At 70.7% G+C, this 16,063-nt stretch carries 17 protein-coding genes; 9 read left to right on the top strand and 8 right to left on the bottom strand.

Annotated features, from left to right (window positions below; translation table 11 throughout):
* Positions 1–22 precede the first annotated feature (22 nt).
* The gene (gene erpA / locus FJQ57_RS13870; protein ID WP_139981218.1) at positions 23–382 is read left to right on the top strand and encodes an iron-sulfur cluster insertion protein ErpA; all 360 of its coding nucleotides are present in this window, start codon (positions 23–25) and stop codon (positions 380–382) included.
* An 85-nt stretch (positions 383–467) separates the two neighbouring features.
* On the opposite strand, the gene FJQ57_RS13865 is transcribed toward erpA, so the two are convergent.
* Positions 468–689: a hypothetical protein gene (locus tag FJQ57_RS13865; RefSeq protein WP_139981216.1), complete on the bottom strand. Its 222-nt coding sequence runs from the start codon at positions 687–689 to the stop codon at positions 468–470.
* A 129-nt stretch (positions 690–818) separates the two neighbouring features.
* Here FJQ57_RS13865 and FJQ57_RS13860 point away from each other — a divergent pair, with 129 nt between their 5' ends.
* Positions 819–1,751, top strand: a complete 933-nt coding sequence (locus tag FJQ57_RS13860; protein WP_139981368.1) for a carbohydrate kinase family protein — start codon at positions 819–821, stop codon at positions 1,749–1,751.
* Between the two features lie 7 nt (positions 1,752–1,758).
* Here FJQ57_RS13860 and FJQ57_RS13855 read toward each other — a convergent pair whose 3' ends face one another.
* Entirely contained in the window at positions 1,759–1,995 is a 237-nt protein-coding gene (locus FJQ57_RS13855; protein ID WP_139981215.1) for a sulfurtransferase TusA family protein, read from the bottom strand.
* Positions 1,992–3,107 (bottom strand): cysteine desulfurase family protein, encoded by a 1,116-nt coding sequence (locus FJQ57_RS13850; RefSeq protein WP_139981213.1) that lies wholly within the window; start codon positions 3,105–3,107, stop codon positions 1,992–1,994. The genes FJQ57_RS13855 and FJQ57_RS13850 overlap by 4 nt, the downstream gene beginning before the upstream one ends.
* 93 nt (positions 3,108–3,200) lie before the next feature.
* Here FJQ57_RS13850 and ctaC point away from each other — a divergent pair, with 93 nt between their 5' ends.
* The 4 genes from ctaC to FJQ57_RS13830 all read left to right on the top strand — a co-directional run bounded on the left by ctaC (position 3,201) and on the right by FJQ57_RS13830 (position 7,659).
* Positions 3,201–4,109 carry an aa3-type cytochrome oxidase subunit II gene (gene ctaC, locus FJQ57_RS13845; RefSeq protein WP_246081810.1) on the top strand — a complete coding sequence of 303 codons (909 nt, stop codon included), beginning with the start codon at positions 3,201–3,203 and terminating at the stop codon, positions 4,107–4,109.
* Positions 4,106–5,875, top strand: a complete 1,770-nt coding sequence (gene ctaD, locus FJQ57_RS13840; protein WP_139981211.1) for an aa3-type cytochrome oxidase subunit I — start codon at positions 4,106–4,108, stop codon at positions 5,873–5,875. Before ctaC ends, ctaD begins: the two co-directional genes overlap by 4 nt.
* Positions 5,872–6,288 (top strand): cytochrome c oxidase subunit 4, encoded by a 417-nt coding sequence (locus FJQ57_RS13835; protein WP_139981209.1) that lies wholly within the window; start codon positions 5,872–5,874, stop codon positions 6,286–6,288. Before ctaD ends, FJQ57_RS13835 begins: the two co-directional genes overlap by 4 nt.
* Before the next feature lie 129 nt (positions 6,289–6,417).
* Positions 6,418–7,659, top strand: coding sequence for a L,D-transpeptidase (locus FJQ57_RS13830; RefSeq protein ID WP_139981208.1), 1,242 nt, complete (start codon positions 6,418–6,420; stop codon positions 7,657–7,659).
* A gap of 712 nt (positions 7,660–8,371) precedes the next feature.
* On the opposite strand, the gene qcrB is transcribed toward FJQ57_RS13830, so the two are convergent.
* The 4 genes from qcrB to ctaE all read right to left on the bottom strand — a co-directional run bounded on the left by qcrB (position 8,372) and on the right by ctaE (position 12,899).
* Positions 8,372–10,120, bottom strand: a complete 1,749-nt coding sequence (qcrB, locus tag FJQ57_RS13825; protein ID WP_139981206.1) for a cytochrome bc1 complex cytochrome b subunit — start codon at positions 10,118–10,120, stop codon at positions 8,372–8,374.
* Positions 10,117–11,235, bottom strand: a complete 1,119-nt coding sequence (qcrA, locus tag FJQ57_RS13820) for a cytochrome bc1 complex Rieske iron-sulfur subunit (RefSeq protein WP_246081809.1) — start codon at positions 11,233–11,235, stop codon at positions 10,117–10,119. Before qcrA ends, qcrB begins: the two co-directional genes overlap by 4 nt.
* A complete protein-coding gene (qcrC, locus tag FJQ57_RS13815) occupies positions 11,232–12,116 on the bottom strand; it encodes a cytochrome bc1 complex diheme cytochrome c subunit (RefSeq protein WP_246081808.1) in 885 nt (294 codons plus the stop codon). The genes qcrA and qcrC overlap by 4 nt, the downstream gene beginning before the upstream one ends.
* Positions 12,117–12,260: 144 nt before the next feature.
* Positions 12,261–12,899: an aa3-type cytochrome oxidase subunit III gene (ctaE, locus tag FJQ57_RS13810; RefSeq protein ID WP_139981202.1), complete on the bottom strand. Its 639-nt coding sequence runs from the start codon at positions 12,897–12,899 to the stop codon at positions 12,261–12,263.
* Positions 12,900–12,973: 74 nt separating this feature from the next.
* On the opposite strand from ctaE, the gene FJQ57_RS13805 reads away from it, so the two are divergent.
* The 3 genes from FJQ57_RS13805 to trpD are packed head-to-tail and all read left to right on the top strand — an operon-like array spanning position 12,974 to position 15,437.
* The gene (locus FJQ57_RS13805; protein WP_246081807.1) at positions 12,974–13,948 is read left to right on the top strand and encodes a cytochrome c oxidase assembly protein; all 975 of its coding nucleotides are present in this window, start codon (positions 12,974–12,976) and stop codon (positions 13,946–13,948) included.
* Between the two features lie 23 nt (positions 13,949–13,971).
* Positions 13,972–14,400 (top strand): Rv3143 family two-component system response regulator, encoded by a 429-nt coding sequence (locus FJQ57_RS22995; protein WP_425465423.1) that lies wholly within the window; start codon positions 13,972–13,974, stop codon positions 14,398–14,400.
* Positions 14,397–15,437, top strand: a complete 1,041-nt coding sequence (gene trpD, locus FJQ57_RS13800) for an anthranilate phosphoribosyltransferase (RefSeq protein WP_246081805.1) — start codon at positions 14,397–14,399, stop codon at positions 15,435–15,437. Before FJQ57_RS22995 ends, trpD begins: the two co-directional genes overlap by 4 nt.
* A 3-nt stretch (positions 15,438–15,440) precedes the next feature.
* On the opposite strand, the gene FJQ57_RS13795 is transcribed toward trpD, so the two are convergent.
* Positions 15,441–16,061, bottom strand: coding sequence for a YgjV family protein (locus tag FJQ57_RS13795; RefSeq protein WP_139981198.1), 621 nt, complete (start codon positions 16,059–16,061; stop codon positions 15,441–15,443).
* Positions 16,062–16,063 lie beyond the last annotated feature (2 nt).

Here is a 16,063-nt window from a genome sequence, read left to right as displayed (position 1 = left end):
CTCGTACCAGGGAGCCACTGACATGACCGAGCAGCTCGAGACCACCGAGCGTCGCACCGACCAGATCAACCTGAGCTCGGTGGCCGCCGCGAAGGTGAAGAGCCTGCTGGAGCAGGAGGGTCGCGACGACCTCCAGCTGCGCATCTCCGTGCAGCCCGGCGGCTGCAGCGGCCTTCGCTACCAGCTCTTCTTCGACGAGCGCACCCTCGACGGTGACGTCGTCACCGACTTCGACGGCGTGGCCGTCGTCGTCGACCGCATGAGCGTGCCCTACCTCAACGGGGCCGAGATCGACTTCGTCGACTCCATCGAGAAGCAGGGCTTCACCATCGACAACCCCAACGCCACGGGTTCGTGCGCGTGCGGTGACAGCTTCCACTGAGCCGCTGGCACAGCTGACACGACAGGCCCCCGCCGACGGCGGGGGCCTGTTGCTGTCTCGGGCCGGACGTGGGCCGGCCACCAGGTCACTCCAGGTGGAAGTGCAGCGCCCCCGCCAGCCGGGCCGCGGCGGCCGAGACCTCGATCGTCGGCTTGGACCGCTCGGCCGGCTGCTCGTCGTAGTGCAGCGACGGCGCGGGCGCGGTGACCCGGCGCGCGGCCCGCTCGAGACGCGCCGTCGTCGCCCGGCAGTCGGCCTGCATCTGGGCGGGGGAGCCGAGGTCGTCGTACGGGCGCGAGGAGGTCATGACGTCGACGCTAGGGGCTACTGACAGGTACCCCCAGGAATACCGATCGGTAGTCTCCGCGCCCTAGGGTCGGCTCACGTGACCCACGGTTCCCTGCTCATCGCCGGCTCGATCGCCACCGACCACCTCATGGGCTTCGGCGGCAAGTTCGCCGACAGCCTCGTGGTCGAGCAGCTCGACAAGATCTCGCTGTCCTTCCTCGTCGACGACCTCGAGATCCGCCGCGGCGGCGTGGGCGCCAACATCACCTTCGGCCTCGGCCAGCTCGGCCTGCGGCCGGTGCTCGTCGGTGCGGCCGGCGAGGACTTCGCCGACTACCGCTCCTGGCTCGAGCGCCACGGCGTCGACTGCCAGTCGGTCCGGATCTCCGAGAGCCGCCACACCGCACGCTTCGTCTGCACCACCGACCCGACCGGCGCCCAGATCGCCTCCTTCTACCCCGGTGCGATGAGCGAGGCCCGCCTCGTGGAGCTCGGCCCGATCGTCGGGCGCGTCGGCGAGCCCGACTACGTGCTCGTCGGTGCCGACGACCCCGACGGCATGCTGCGCCACACCGAGGAGTGCCGCCAGCGCGGCTACGCCTTCATCGCCGACCCCAGCCAGCAGCTCGCGTTCAGCGGCGGCGACCTCATCCGCCAGCTCATCGACGGCGCCTCCATCTTGTTCTCCAACGAGTACGAGTCGCACATGATCGAGCAGAAGACCGGGTGGAGCGCCGAGGAGGTCCTCTCGCGGGTCGGCACGCAGGTCACCACCCTCGGCAAGGACGGCGTCCGCGTGCAGCGCGCCGGCCAGCCCACGATCGAGGTCACGGCCGCGGCCGACGTCACCGCGGTCGAGCCCACCGGCGTCGGCGACGCGTTCCGCGCCGGCTTCCTGGCCGCCCTGAGCTGGGACCTCGGCCTCGAGCGCGCCTGCCAGGTCGGCTGCGTCCTCGCGGCGTACGTCGTCGAGACGGTCGGCACCCAGGAGTACTCCTTCACCGCCTCCGAGTTCCTGGGCCGGCTCGAGACGTCGTACGGCGCCGACGCGGCGGCCGAGGTGGGCCGCCACCTGTCCTGACGCCGGCTCAGCCGGTGCGCCGCACCAGGTAGCGCGGCGTGCCGTCGTCGGCACGCTCCTCGCCCAGGTAGTCCTGGCCCTTCATCCGGCACCAGGCCGGCACGTCGTACCGTGCGGCCGGGTCGTCGGCGACCACCGCCACGACCGAGCCGACCGCGACCTCGGCGTGCCGACGACCGAGCTCGATGATCGGGGCCGGGCAGAGCATCCCCCGGCAGTCGAGCTCCAGCGCGCCGTCGGTCATGCGCGCAGCTCCGCGACGACCCCGGGCAGGGCCGCGCAGAAGGCGTCGACGTCGGCCTCGGTGGTCCCGCGGGCCAGCGAGACCCGCACGTTGCCGTGGGTGAGGGCGCCCATCGCGGCCAGCACCCGGGAGGGCTCGAGCGTCGAGGCCGTGCAGGCCGACCCGCTCGCCACCCCGAAGCCGCGCCGGTCGAGCTCGGTGACGAGCCGCTCGCCGTTGACGTAGAGCACCGAGAACGTCACGAGGTGCGGCAGGCGACCGACAGGATCGCCGACCACGTCGACGTCGCCGATCGCGGCCGCAGCGGCCCGGACCCGGTCGACCAGGGCGTGCTGGCGGGCCGCGACCTCGGTCCGCTCGGCGACCACGGCCTGCAGCGCGGCGGCCGCGGCCAGCGCCGCCGGCACGTTCTCGAAGCCCGCGGCCCGGTGGTCGGTGCGGTCGTCGGCGGGGAACGGGCTCTCCCACGCCGCCCCCCGTCGTACGACGAGCACGCCGACGCCCGCGGGCCCGCCCCACTTGTGGGCCGAGCCGGCCAGCGCGGCCCCGGCGCGGGGGAGCGGGAGGCGGCCCATGGAGGCACAGGCGTCGACGAACAACGGCACGCCGTCGGGCAGGCCGAGCTCCATGACGCCGTGGACGTCCTGCGTGGTGCCGACCTCGTGGTTGGCCGACTGCAGGGCGGCCACCGCGACGTCGCCGCCGCGGCAGTCCTCCACGAGGTCGTCGGGCCGGACCCGGCCGACCCGGTCGACCCCGACCTCGCTCGGGGTCCCCCACCAGGCGGCGGCGTGCGCGACCGCGCTGTGCTCGACGGCCGAGAGCACGACGCGCCGTCCGACGTGCCGACGGGCGGCGGCCAGGCCGAGCAGGCCGCGGTGGGTCGCCTCGGTGCCCGAGGCCGTGAACGTCACCTCGTCGGCTCGGACGTCGAGCGCCTCGGCGACCGCGGCCCGGGCGTTGTCGAGCAGCAGGCGCGCCGAGCGGGCCGGGTGGTGGAGGCGTCGCGGATCGGCCCACCCCGCGTCCAGGGCGGCGAGCAGCGTCTCCCGTGCCGCGGGGTGCAGCGGCTCGGAGGAGGCCGCGTCGAGGTAGCGGGTCGGCGCGAGCACGTGACCGATCCAACCACCCACCCGGGCGCTCCCTGGGAGTCAGTTGGGAGTACTCTGAAGAAGTTCGTGACCACCTGAGAGAAGGGCTCGTTCGTGGGTCTGCTCCTCCCCGGGCGCCCAGGTCGCCGGCGTCCGCGCCGCGCCGCCCTGGTCGCTCTCCTGGGTCTCACCGCCATCGTCGTGTCGGGCTGCGGCTCCGACTCGGAGTTCGAGCGGCTCGCCATGCCCAAGCCCGCCACCGAGGAGGGCGAGCACACGCTCGACCTCTGGCAGGGCGCCTGGATCGCTGCGCTGGTCACCGGCGTCGTCGTCTGGGGACTCATCTTCTGGGCGATCTGGCGCTATCGCCGTCGTCACGACGACGAGGTCCCGGTGCAGACGCGCTACAACCTGCCGCTCGAGATCTTCTACACGATCTTCCCGATCATCATGGTCATCGTCTTCTTCGACCACACGATCCAGACGCAGAACCAGGTCCTCAACAACCCCGACGACCCGGTCGAGAACACCGTCTACGTCGTGGGTCAGCAGTGGTCGTGGACCTTCAACTACGAGTACACGCCCGAGGGCGAGTCCGAGCCGGTCAACGTCTACGAAGTCGGCACCGGTTCCGACATCCCCACGCTGCACGTCCCGGTCGACACCACGACCCGGTTCGAGCTGCGCAGCCCCGACGTCATCCACGACTTCGGCGTGCCGGCGTTCCTCATCAAGATGGACGTCATCCCGGGCCAGGCCAACCACTACCAGGTCACGCCCAAGACCACCGGCGAGTACGCCGGCAAGTGCTACGAGCTGTGCGGGGTCTACCACTCCCGCATGCTGTTCAACGTGAGCGTGGACACCGAGGCGGAGTACGAGGCCTACCTCGAGCAGCAGTACGACGCGGGCAACGTCTCCCAGGGCGTCATCTGCGGCGGCGAGAACGCCAGCACCCAGGACGGCCTCGAGGCCACCGAGGGTGAGACCGAGGAGAGCAACAGCGAGGAGGTCTGCCTGTGACCACGACCGCGGACCCGCAGAACGAGAGCATCACCCCCGTCGCGGGGCGCAAGCCGCTCGGCCAGGAGGTCGTGCGCCTCCTGACCACGACCGACCACAAGCTGATCGGCAAGCTGTACCTCGTCACGTCGTTCGTCTGGTTCCTGCTCGCCGGCGTGATGGCCCTGGTCATCCGCTCCGAGCTCGCCTTCCCCGGCAGCCAGGTCGTCAACGAGCAGCTGTACAACCAGCTGTTCACGATGCACGGCACGATCATGCTGCTGCTGTTCGCGACGCCGCTGTTCTTCGGCTTCGCCAACGTGATCATGCCGCTGCAGATCGGCTCGCCCGACGTCGCGTTCCCGCGCCTGAACATGTTCAGCTACTGGCTGTTCCTGTTCGGCGGCATCATCGCGGGCTCCGGGTTCCTGACCCCGAGCGGAGCGGCCGACTTCGGCTGGTTCGCCTACACCCCGCTCTCCGACGCGGTCCGCTCGCCGGGCGTCGGTGGTGACTTGTGGATCATGGGCCTGTGGATGGCCGGTCTCGGCTCCATCCTCGGCGCGGTCAACTTCATCACCACGATCATCTGCATGCGTGCGCCGGGCCTGACGATGTTCCGGATGTCGCTGTTCACCTGGAACACCCTCATCACCAGCCTGCTGGTGCTCATCGCGTTCCCGATCCTCGCCGGCGCGCTGCTGATGCTGGAGGCCGACCGCCAGATCGGGGCCAGCGTCTTCGACACCGCCCACGGCGGCGCGATCCTCTGGCAGCACCTGTTCTGGTTCTTCGGGCACCCAGAGGTCTACATCATCGCGCTGCCGTTCTTCGGCATCGTGACCGAGATCCTCCCCGTCTTCAGCCGCAAGCCGATCTTCGGCTACGTCGGCCTCGTGGGCGCCACGCTCGGCATCGCGATCCTCTCGGTCGCCGTCTGGGCCCACCACATGTTCGTCACCGGGTCGGTCAACCTGCCGTTCTTCTCCGGCATGACGTTCTTGATCGCCGTGCCGACAGGCGTGAAGTTCTTCAACTGGATCGGCACGATGTGGGGCGGGTCCGTCTCCTTCGACACCCCGATGCTGTGGTCGATCGGCTTCCTCACGACCTTCTTGTTCGGTGGCCTGACCGGCATCATCCTGGCCAGCCCGCCGCTGGACTTCCACGTCTCCGACTCCTACTTCGTGGTGGCGCACTTCCACTACGTCGTCTTCGGCACCGTGGTGTTCGCGATGTTCGCGGGCTTCTACTTCTGGTGGCCCAAGATGACCGGCCGGATGCTCGACGAGCGCCTCGGCAAGCTGCACTTCTGGCTGCTGTTCGTCGGCTTCCACGTCACGTTCCTCGTCCAGCACTGGCTGGGTGTCGAGGGCATGCCGCGCCGCTACGCCGACTACACCGAGGCCGACGGCTGGACCACGCTCAACCAGGTCTCCACGCTCGGCTCGTTCCTGCTCGGCGCCTCGATGCTGCCGTTCCTCTACAACCTCTGGGTCTCCCGCAAGGCGCCCAAGGTCGAGGTCGACGACCCGTGGGGCTGGGGCCGCTCGCTCGAGTGGGCCACCAGCTGCCCGCCGCCGCGCCACAACTTCCACTCCATCCCGCGCATCCGATCGGAGTCGCCGGCCTTCGACCTGCACCACCCCGAGGTCGCGGCCATCGAGATGGAGGAGAACGCCGCTGCGCGTGACGGCAAGTTCGCCGACGCCCCGGACATGGAGGGTCGCGACACGCTGCTCAAGGAGCGCATGCAGCGCAACGACACGGAGGGTGACGAGCGATGAAGGCCGAGGCCTGGATCTTCGGCATCACCACCATCTTCCTGGTGCTGGTGACGCCGGCCTACTGGCTGGTGACCGACGCGGGCGACAGCGGTGGTGACTGGACGGGTACGTCGGCGCTCGTCATGACCGGCCTGCTGACCCTCATGGTCACGATGTACCTCGGCTTCCACGCCCGGAAGATGGACGAGCGCCCCGAGGACCGCAAGGACGGCGAGATCGCCGACGGCGCGGGCGAGCTCGGGTTCTTCCCGCCGTACTCCTGGTGGCCGCTGTGGTGCGGCGCCACCCTGGCCGTCATGGTCTTCGGCGTCGCCGCCGGCGCCTGGTGGCTGTTCATCATCGGCGGCGCCCTGGGCTCCCTGGCCCTGCAGGGCCTGGTCTTCGAGTACTACCGGGGCGAGCACGCTCACTGAGCAGACCCACCTGCATCATCCGACGACGGCCCGGGGCGACGCCCCGGGCCGTCGTTGTTTCGGGTTCGTGACCGGCCGCCGGTTAGGCTTCATCGTCCGGACCAGTCGCCACACCCGCTTGGAGTGCTCATGTCCCAGCGCCTCTCGGGCCGAGCCTCGGCCCGCCGCCTCGCCGCGGTCGCCCTCGCCGGCGTCCTCGGGGTCTCGCTCGTCGCCTGCTCCGGCGGCGACGGCGACGCCGGCGGCCAGCGGCGCGGTGACGCGACCGGCAGCGCCGACGGCGGCGCCACGGGCGCCGGGGTGGCCGAGAAGCCCAGCGGGCCCGCGATCGACGTCAACGTCAAGCGCGGCGCCTCGGCGGTCCCCGTCTCGACGCTCGTCGAGGTCAGCGCCGAGAGCGGCTCCCTGGGTGAGGTGACCGTGTCCTCGCCCGAGGGCACCGTCGAGGGTGCGCTGAGCGACGACGGCGCCTCGTGGACCGCCTCCGACAGGCTCGAGCCGGGCACCACCTACACCGTGCGGGCGACGGCCGACGACGGCGAGGGCTCCTCGCAGCTGCGGCAGCGGTTCACCACGGCCGACCTCACGCTGGCCGAGCAGACCTACCCGTCGGTGGCGCCTCTGGACGGCGAGACCGTGGGCGTCGGCATGCCCGTCATCGTGACCTTCGACGTCGCCGTGACCGACCGCGCCGAGTTCGAGCGCCACATGACGGTCACCTCGCAGCCCGCGCAGGAGGGCTCCTGGTACTGGCTGAACGGCAACGAGGCCCACTGGCGCCCCAAGTCCTACTGGCGACCCGGCACCGAGGTCAGCGTCGACGTCGACGTCAACGGGGTCGACGCCGGCGACGGCATCTACGGCCAGGAGGACCGCGACGTCGACTTCACCGTCGGTGACGCCCACATCTACCAGGTCGACGCCAAGACCCACCAGATGAAGGTCTTCAGCAACGGCAAGCTGCTGCGCACCATCCCGATCACCACCGGCAAGCCCGGCTTCACGACCCGTTCGGGCACCAAGGTCATCATCGAGAAGTTCGACTCCAAGCGGATGAACTCCGAGACCGTCGGCATCCCGCAGGGCAGCTCCGAGGCCTACGACATCGACAACGTGCAGTGGGCGATGCGCCTGACCTACTCCGGAGAGTTCATCCACGCCGCGCCGTGGTCGGTCGGCTCCCAGGGCAACGCCAACGTCTCGCACGGCTGCACGGGTCTCAGCACCGAGAACGCCAAGTGGCTCTACGACATGAGCCGTCGCGGCGACGTCGTCGAGTACACCGGCACCGACCGCGAGATGACCTTCGACAACGGCTACGGCGACTGGAACACCTCCTTCGCCGACTACCGGACGCACTCGGCCCTCTGACCCGTCGGGCTCCGCTCGGGGAGCGGACCCGACGGGGACGTCCGCCTCTGACCGTGTCCGTGGGCGGTGCCACAGCGGCGCGCTGGGCGCGAACGGGTTCGGGCGTCGCCTTCGTGCTGCCCTGGCAACGATCGTCGTGCTCGGCTTCACCACCTCGACGGTCCAGGCCCAGCCGGACATCTCCGGTGGCACGGCGGGTCGACCCGGGTCGTCGAGATCCGGCAGAACACCGCGATGTACATCGGCGAGGTCGTGCGGAAGAACGTCCGCCAGGTCTCGATCAGGGGCACCCTCGGCGGCCGCTGCCCGTCCTCCGGCTACCGGACCGCCGTCAGGTCCCGCTCGCCGGGTGGTCTCGCTGGCGGCGGCTCGGGCACGTTCCAGCTCAGCCCGGGACCGTGCGGCAAGCGGCCCGGTGTCTTCGCCAGCTGGTAGGCCTGCGTGTCGAAGTACTCCGACCGGGCTGGTCCCGGTCCGAGCCGGGGGAGTGGTGTGCAGCTCCGTCTGGCTTCAGGAGCGTGCCAATCGCACCTGTGCCTCCCCGCTGCTGACCGCGTCACGCCCGCAGGGCTCTTGCGATCGGGCTGAGCGACTCCTGGGCCCGGCCGCCGTAGTGCTCGGGGCGGCGGTGCTGGGGCTCGGTGTTCCACCTGCGAAAAGCAGATCGACCCGCCGTAGGACTACGACGGGTCGATCTGGTGGAGCGGGTCGGTCAGTCGCCGCGCAGGGCCTCGTCGTCGACGGGGCGCTTGCCGTCGAACTGGTGGCCGTCGGCGGCGTGGCCGGTCAGGGCCGCGGTGAGGGCCTTCTCGTGCTCGGCGTGGTGGTGCGCCTCCTCGAGCTCGGCCCGCGTCGGCTTCTGGATGTTGTCGGCGTACATGAGCGTCGACAGCTTGGCGCGGACGCCGTCCAGACGGCCACCGGGAGCGGCGACACCGTTCTCGTCGATGCGGCCGTCGGCGGTGAACACCTTCTCGCGGTCACGAGCGGTGAGGCGGTAGGCCTCGGACTCGCTGATCGGGAGGTGGCGCTCGCTGTAGCCACCGTCGGGGGACCGCATGATGACGCCGGTCTCGTAGCCGTGGAGCAGCTTCTCGCGGTCGTGCCGCTGCAGCGAGATGCACCAGCGCCTGGTGATGATGAAGGCGATCACCGGGCCGATGAACAGAGCACCACGCATGAAGTAGGTGATCTGGTTGATCGACAGGTGCAGCTTGATCGCGATGATGTCGTTGCCGCCGGCGGCCCAGGCCAGACCGTAGAACGTCATCAGGGCGACCATGATCGCCGTGCGCGTCGGGGCGTCACGCGGACGCTGCAGCAGGTGGTGGTCCCGCTTGTCCTTGGTGATCCACTGGTCGATGAACGGCAGCATGATCAGCAGGACCAGCAGGGCCGGCGGCGTGATCAGGATCGGGATCATGACGTTCCACGAGATCGTGTAGCCACCGATCACCGACTCCCAGCCGGGGATGACGCGCAGCAGGCCGTCGGGCCAGCCCATGTACCAGTCGGGCTGCGAGCCGGCCGTCACCTTGGTCGGGTCGTAGGGCCCGAACTTCCAGACGCCGTTGATGGTCATGGTCGCGCCCATGATGGCGACGACACCGAAGACGATGAAGAAGAACCCACCGGCCTTGGCGGCGTACACCGGGAGCATGGGGTAGCCCACGACGTTGTCGTTGGTGCGACCGGGGCCAGGCCACTGCGTGTGCTTGTGGTAGACGAGCAGCAGCATGTGGGCCGCGACCAGGGCGACCAGCAGGCCGGGGATCAGCAGCACGTGGATGGTGTAGAGCCGCGGGATGATCGACTCGCCCGGGAATTCGCCGCCGAAGAGGAAGAACGACATGTAGGAGCCCACGACCGGCGTGGCCTTCAGGAAGCCGTCGGCGGCGCGGATGCCGGTGCCGGAGAGCAGGTCGTCGGGCAGCGAGTAGCCGGTGAAGCCCTCGAGCGTGCCGAGGAACAGCAGCAGGCAGCCGATGACCCAGTTGAGCTCGCGGGGCTTGCGGAACGCGCCGGTGAACCACACGCGGAGCAGGTGGATCATCATCGAGGCGATGAAGATCATGGCTGCCCAGTGGTGCATCTGGCGCAGCAGCAGGCCGCCGCGCACGTCGAAGGACAGGTGCAGCGTCGAGGCGTAGGCCTCGGACATGTGCACGCCCCGGAGCGGGTCGTAGGAGCCCTGGTACTCGACCTCGCCCATGCTCGGGACGTACCAGAACGTCAGGAAGACGCCGGTGAGGAGCACGACGACGAAGCTCCACAGAGCGATCTCGCCGAGCATGAAGGACCAGTGGTCCGGGAAGACCTTGCGCAGGTTCTTCTTCATGGCACCCGCGAGCCCGAGCCGGTCATCGGCCCAGGTCGCTACGGCGCCGGCCTTGGACGGCTTGGACGCCTTGGCTGCACTGGTGGCGTTGCTGTCAGCAACCTTGCTGGTGTCGATGCTCATTTCTCACGATCCCAGAAGCTAGGTCCGACGGGTTCTGTGAAGTCTCCTTCGGCCACGAGGTAACCCTCGTCGTCGACACCCAGGTGCAGCTGGGGGAGCGGCCTTCCGGCCGGTCCAAAGACCACCTTAGCCGAGTCCGCAAGGTCGAACGTCGACTGGTGGCACGGGCACAGCACGTGGTGGGTGGTGCGCTCGTACAAGGAGATGGGGCAGCCGACGTGGCTGCAGATCTTGGAGTAGCAGATGACGCCGTCGACCGACCAGTCCTCCCGGCCCGGGCCCGGGGTGATCTCCCGGGGCTCCATCTTGACCATGATCACCGCGGCCTTGGCCTTGGCGACCTGCAGCTCGATGCCCTCGAGCTCGAGGAGGCCGTCGGGGACGCCGTTGACCAGGTCGCCGATCTGCAGGTCGGCCGGGCGGATCGGGGTGCCGACGACGTCGCGGACGACGCGGATGCGGTCACCGGTGCCCCAGAAGGTGTGCTTGAGCCCGGTGCCCTCCTCGGCATTGGCCACCGAGGCCGGGCTGGGACCGAGGTCGCGCAGCAGGATGACGGCGGGTGCGGCCAGCAGGCCGGTGGAGAGCAGCAGCGTGCGACGGATCATCGAGTGCTTGCCCAAGCCGGACTCCTCGAGCCCGGTCTGCAGGACCGCCGCGGTGGTCTCGCGGTCCTCGTCGGAGGACCGGGCCGGATGGCGCATCTCGACGATCTCGTGGTCGGCCATGAGCTTGCGGGCCCACTGGATGATGCCGACGCCGATGAGCAGCAGGGCGCCACCGAGGGTGAGGCCGAGGAACAACGTCGACGCCCCGAGGCCACCGAAGGTGGTCCAGTTGTCGCCGATGTCGAGGGTGAAGTAGGCCACGACGAACAGCACGGTGCACACGCCCGAGAGCAGGAACATCAGGGAGACCTGACGCTCGGCCCGCTTGGCCGCGCCCTCGTCGACGTCGGTGGGACGCCAGGTGTGCTCGGGCAGGCCCGGGTTGGCGATCGGCTCCTCGACGGGGAGGTAGCCCCCCGTCATCGCGGGCAGGCGACCCTGGGCGTCGTCCGGGGTGCCGTGGTCGTCGCCGTGCTGGTCGTCGCCGTGCTTCTCGAGGTCGGTCATGCGTTGCCCCCCTTCGGGCTGCCGGGCTCCCCGTCGGAGAGGTTGACCGGGAGGTTGGAGCTGCCGCCGGGCTTCTGCCGGGACGAGCGCGTGGTGTGCGCCGCGATCCAGATGGCGAAGCCGACGAGCAGGCCGATGCCGACGATCCAGGCGAACAGGCCCTCGCTCACCGGGCCGAGGTTGCCGAGGCCGAAGCCGCTGTAGGCGGGCTTGGCGCCGGTGTCCTCGAGGTAGGCGATGACGTCGCGCTTCTCGTCGGGGGTCAGGTTGCCGTCGGAGAACGTGGGCATCTGCTGCGGGCCGGTGAGCAGCGCCTCGTAGATGTACTTCGGCTCCACGCCCCGCAGGGTCGGGGCGTAGCCACCGCGCGGCATCGCGCCGCCGGCGCCGTCGAAGTTGTGGCAGGCCGTGCAGTTGGTGAGGAAGATCTGCCCACCGCGGGTGATCGCGGACTCGCGCTCCTCGTCGGTGAAGTCGCTGGGCAGCGTGTAGGCCGACTCGTCGGGGACGGCGGGGCCGGCGCCCAGCGTGTCGACGTACGCCGCGAGCTGGCGCACCTCCTCGTCGGTGTAGACGGGGGGCTTGCGCTCGGCCTGCTGGCCGGGCTGGGCCAGCGGCATGCGGCCGGTGCCGACCTGGAAGTCGACCGAGGCGCCGCCGACGTCGCTGAGGGCCGGGCCGTACTGGGTGCCCTCGACGGTGAGGACGCCCTCGCCGTTGCGGCCGTGGCAGAACGCGCAGCCGACGAGGAACAGCTCGCGACCCTTGGTGACGTCCTCAGCGGAGGTGTCGGCTTGTCCGGCGGTGGCGCCGGGGGAGAACAACGAGTAGGCGCCGCCGGTCAGGAGCAGCGCGAGCAGCAGGACCACGAGCCCGGCCACAGGACCTCTGCGGTGGCGCGAGAGGCGGCCGGCGGAGCGGTTGAGGAGTCGCACTTGTCTGTCTCGTCCCTTGTTTCTACGTGTGGTGCCGGGTGTACCGGGTGCAGCCGGGAGGGATGGTGCTGTGGGGGCGGGTCGGGTGGGCTACTTGATGAGGTAGATCGTGGCGAACAGCCCGATCCACACCACGTCGACGAAGTGCCAGTAGTAGGACACGACGATCGCGCTGACGGCCTGCTCGTGGGTGAACTTGCGGGCCAGGTAGGTGCGGCCCAGCACGAACAGGAAGGCGATGAGGCCGCCGGTCACGTGGATGCCGTGGAAGCCGGTGGTCAGGTAGAACATCGAGCCGTAGGCCGAGTCCTGGATGGTGATGCCCTCGTGGATGAGCTCGGCGTACTCCAGGGCCTGTCCACCGATGAACACCGCCCCCATGAGGTAGGTGAGGATGAACCACTCGCGCAGGCCCCACTTGCGGAAGTCGAGCACCCCGCCCGAGCGGCCCACCTGGCCGCGCTCGGCCGCGAACACGCCGAGCTGGCAGGTCAGCGAGGACAGCACCAGGATCGTGGTGTTGGCCGAGGCGAAGGGGATGTTGAGGGCCTCGGTGTTCTCGGCCCACAGCTCGGGGCTGACCGAGCGGATCGTGAAGTAGGCGGCGAACAGCGCCGCGAAGAACATCAGCTCGCTCGCGAGCCAGATGATCGTGCCGACCGCGACCATGGACGGGCGGTCGTGGTGCCCGTGCAGGCGGGAAGCCGGGATCGTTGCAGTCGTCGCCACCCCTTCATTATGTCTCCCCGTCGGCCCGCAGCCACCACACCCCCCGATTCAGGGCTGCGCGTAATGTCACAAGGGTGGAAACGCCCCTGTCCGCCGCCGTTCCGGCCGCCGCCGAGGTGCTCCCGCGCTTCACCGCGGGGAGCTTCTTCAGCGAGTGGCACCTGGCCCCGCTGCCGGTCGTCCTGACGGTCTGGGTGGCCGGTCTCTACCTGCTGGGCGTGCGCACGCTGCGGCGGCGCGGGGACCGCTGGCCGGTGGGCCGGACGGTCGCGTTCGTCGTCGTCGGCATGGGGGCGTTCCTGGTCGCCACGACGTCCGGCCTGGCGGCGTACGACACGACGCTGCTGAGCGTGCACATGGTCCAGCACATGGTGCTCTCGATGGTGGTGCCGCTGGCGCTGGCCCTCGGGGCGCCGGTCACGCTCGCGCTGCGCACGCTGCCCGCCCGGCCCCGGCGCTGGCTGCTGGCCGTGCTGCACTCGCGGGTGGCGAAGGTCCTGTCCTTCCCGCCGCTGACGTTCACGCTCTACGTCATCTCGCCGTGGGCGCTCTACTTCTCCGGGTGGTACCGCGCCTCGCTCGAGCACGTGTGGGTGCACGAGATGATGCACCTGCACCTGGTGATGGTGGGGGCGCTGTTCTTCTGGCCGCTGATGGGCATCGACCCGGTGCCGGGACGCGTCGGCTACCCGTTCCGGGTGCTGCTGACCGCGATGACGCTGCCCTTCCACGCCTTCCTCGGCGTGACGATCATGGGGCAGTCGACGCTGCTCGGCGGCGACTGGTACCCGCGGCTCGCCGAGGGCCCGATGGGCTCCTGGCTGCCCGACCCGTACGCCGACCAGGAGCTGGCCGGCGGCATCCTCTGGGGCTCGGGCGACCTGATCGGGCTGTCGTTCTTCGCCGTGCTGTTCGTGCAGTGGGTGCGCTCCTCGATGGCCGAGGCCAAGCGCGAGGACCGGCGGCTCGACCTGCTCGAGGCCAGGGAGGCGCGGGCACGCGAGGCCGAGGCCGCCCGCGGACCGGCCGAGGCGGTGTCCCGCGACTGAGCCGGGGTGGGCCGCGCACTAGCATGGCGCGCGTGACCGACGCCTCGTCCTCCACGGCCCGCCTCAAGGTGCTCGTCTACAGCGACGACTCCTCCGTGCGCCAGCAGGTGATCCTCGCCCTCGGCCGTCGGCCGCACCCCGACCTGCCCGAGGTCGAGTACGTCGAGGTGGCCACCGAGCCGGTCGTGATCCAGCACATGGACACCGGCACGATCGCGCTCGCGATCCTCGACGGCGAGGCCGTCCCCGCCGGCGGCATGGGCATCGCCAAGCAGCTCAAGGACGAGATCTTCCGGTGCCCGCCCATCCTGGTGCTCACCGGGCGGCCCCAGGACGCCTGGCTGGCGACGTGGTCGCGGGCCGAGGCGGCCGTGCCGCACCCGATCGACCCGATCCAGCTCGCGGAGGCGGTCGTCCGGCTGCTCCGCGACCGCGTGCCGTCGACCACGTGAGCGTCGGCGGCGTCGTGACCTGGCCCGACGTCCTGTCGGCGCTGGTCGAGCGTCGTGACCTGACCGCTGGCCAGGCGGCCTGGGCGATGGGCGAGGTGCTCTCCGGCGAGGCGACGCCGGCCCAGATCGCCGGGTTCGCCGTCGCCTTGCGGGCCAAGGGCGAGACGGTCGAGGAGGTCTCCGGCCTGGCCGACGCGATGTACGCGCGACGTACGCCGATCGAGGTCGAGGGCCGGCTGCTCGACGTCGTCGGCACCGGGGCCGACCGCTCCAACTCCGTCAACATCTCGACCATGGCCGCGATCGTGGCCGCAGGGGCCGGCGTACGGGTCGTCAAGCACGGCAACCGCTCGGCGTCCTCCATGGCGGGCAGCGCCGACGTGCTCGAGGCCCTCGGCGTACGCCTCGACCTGCCGGCCGACCGGGTCGCCGCCGTGGCGGTGGAGGCCGGCATCACCTTCTGCTTCGCCGCCGCCTTCAACCCCGCCATGCGGCACACCGCCGCGCCCCGGCGCGAGCTCGGCATCGGCACGACCTTCAACTTCCTCGGTCCGCTGGCCAACCCCGTCCGGCCGGCGGCCCAGGCCATCGGCTGCGCCGACCCGCGGATGGTGCCGGTCATGGCCGGCGTCTTCGCCGCGCGCGGGTCCGACGCCTGGGTCTTCCGCGGGGACGACGGGCTCGACGAGCTCACCACGACCACCACCTCGACGGTGTACGTCGCCACCGGCGGCACCGTGTCGGGCCCGGTCAGCATCGACCCGGCCGAGCTCGGCCTGGCCCGGGCGACCACCGAGGACCTGTTGGGTGGCGACGCCGCCCACAACGCCGAGGTCGTCCGTCGGCTGCTCGCCGGCGAGCAGGGCCCGGTCCGCGACGCCGTCGTCCTCAACGCCGGTGCCGCCCTGGCCGTGCACGCCGCCGACGGCTCCGCGGTGCCTGAGGCGCTGGCCGCCGGGATCGCGAGGGCCGCCGAGGCCATCGACTCCGGGGGAGCGCAGGCCGCGCTCGACCGCTGGATCGCCGCGGCCGGCTGACCGTCACAGGTCGAGCGCGTAGACCTCGCCCTCGCGCTCGAACCCGAGCCGGTCGTAGTACGCCCCGACCATCTGGGGCGGGGTGACGACGCGGCGGAAGCCGAGGGCGGCCACCGCCCCGCTGCGCCGCCACAGGAACTCGCCCGGCGTGAAGTCGCGGAAGCGGGGCGTCACGTAGTCGAGCCGCACCCGCGCCGTACCGGGGGTGGCGGGGTCGGCGTCGAGCAGCACGACCCCGACGGCCTCGTCGCCGCGCGCCACGACGAACGCGTGGTCGCGCCCGGCCGCCGGGGCCCAGGTCGCCTCGGGCTGGAACCGGGCGATGTCGGCGCCGTGCACGGCCAGCAGGTGGTCGAGGTAGGCGTCGTCGGGTCGCACCTGGACCACGGTGAACGCCGCCTCGTCGTGCCGGTCGCGCAGGAGCCGCACCAGGAACCACACGTTGATCGCCGACAGCACGGCGTTCATCCCCACCATCGGCCAGACCCCGACGAGGGCGTTGAACGCCACGAGGATCACGCACGCCACGAGGTTGAGCGCCCGGAAGCGCAGCACCCGCGTCTGGAGCAGGGAGAAGACGAGCAGGGCGCTCCCGCCCCACCCCAGCACGTCGAGCCAGGTCATCC

Origin of the sequence: Nocardioides litoris (genome assembly GCF_006346315.1) — a bacterium.
In the GTDB taxonomy this organism is placed as follows: Bacteria; Actinomycetota; Actinomycetes; order Propionibacteriales; family Nocardioidaceae; genus Nocardioides; species Nocardioides litoris.
Note: the sequence above shows the minus strand (reverse complement) of the source record. Positions and strands in the feature narration are given on the sequence as shown.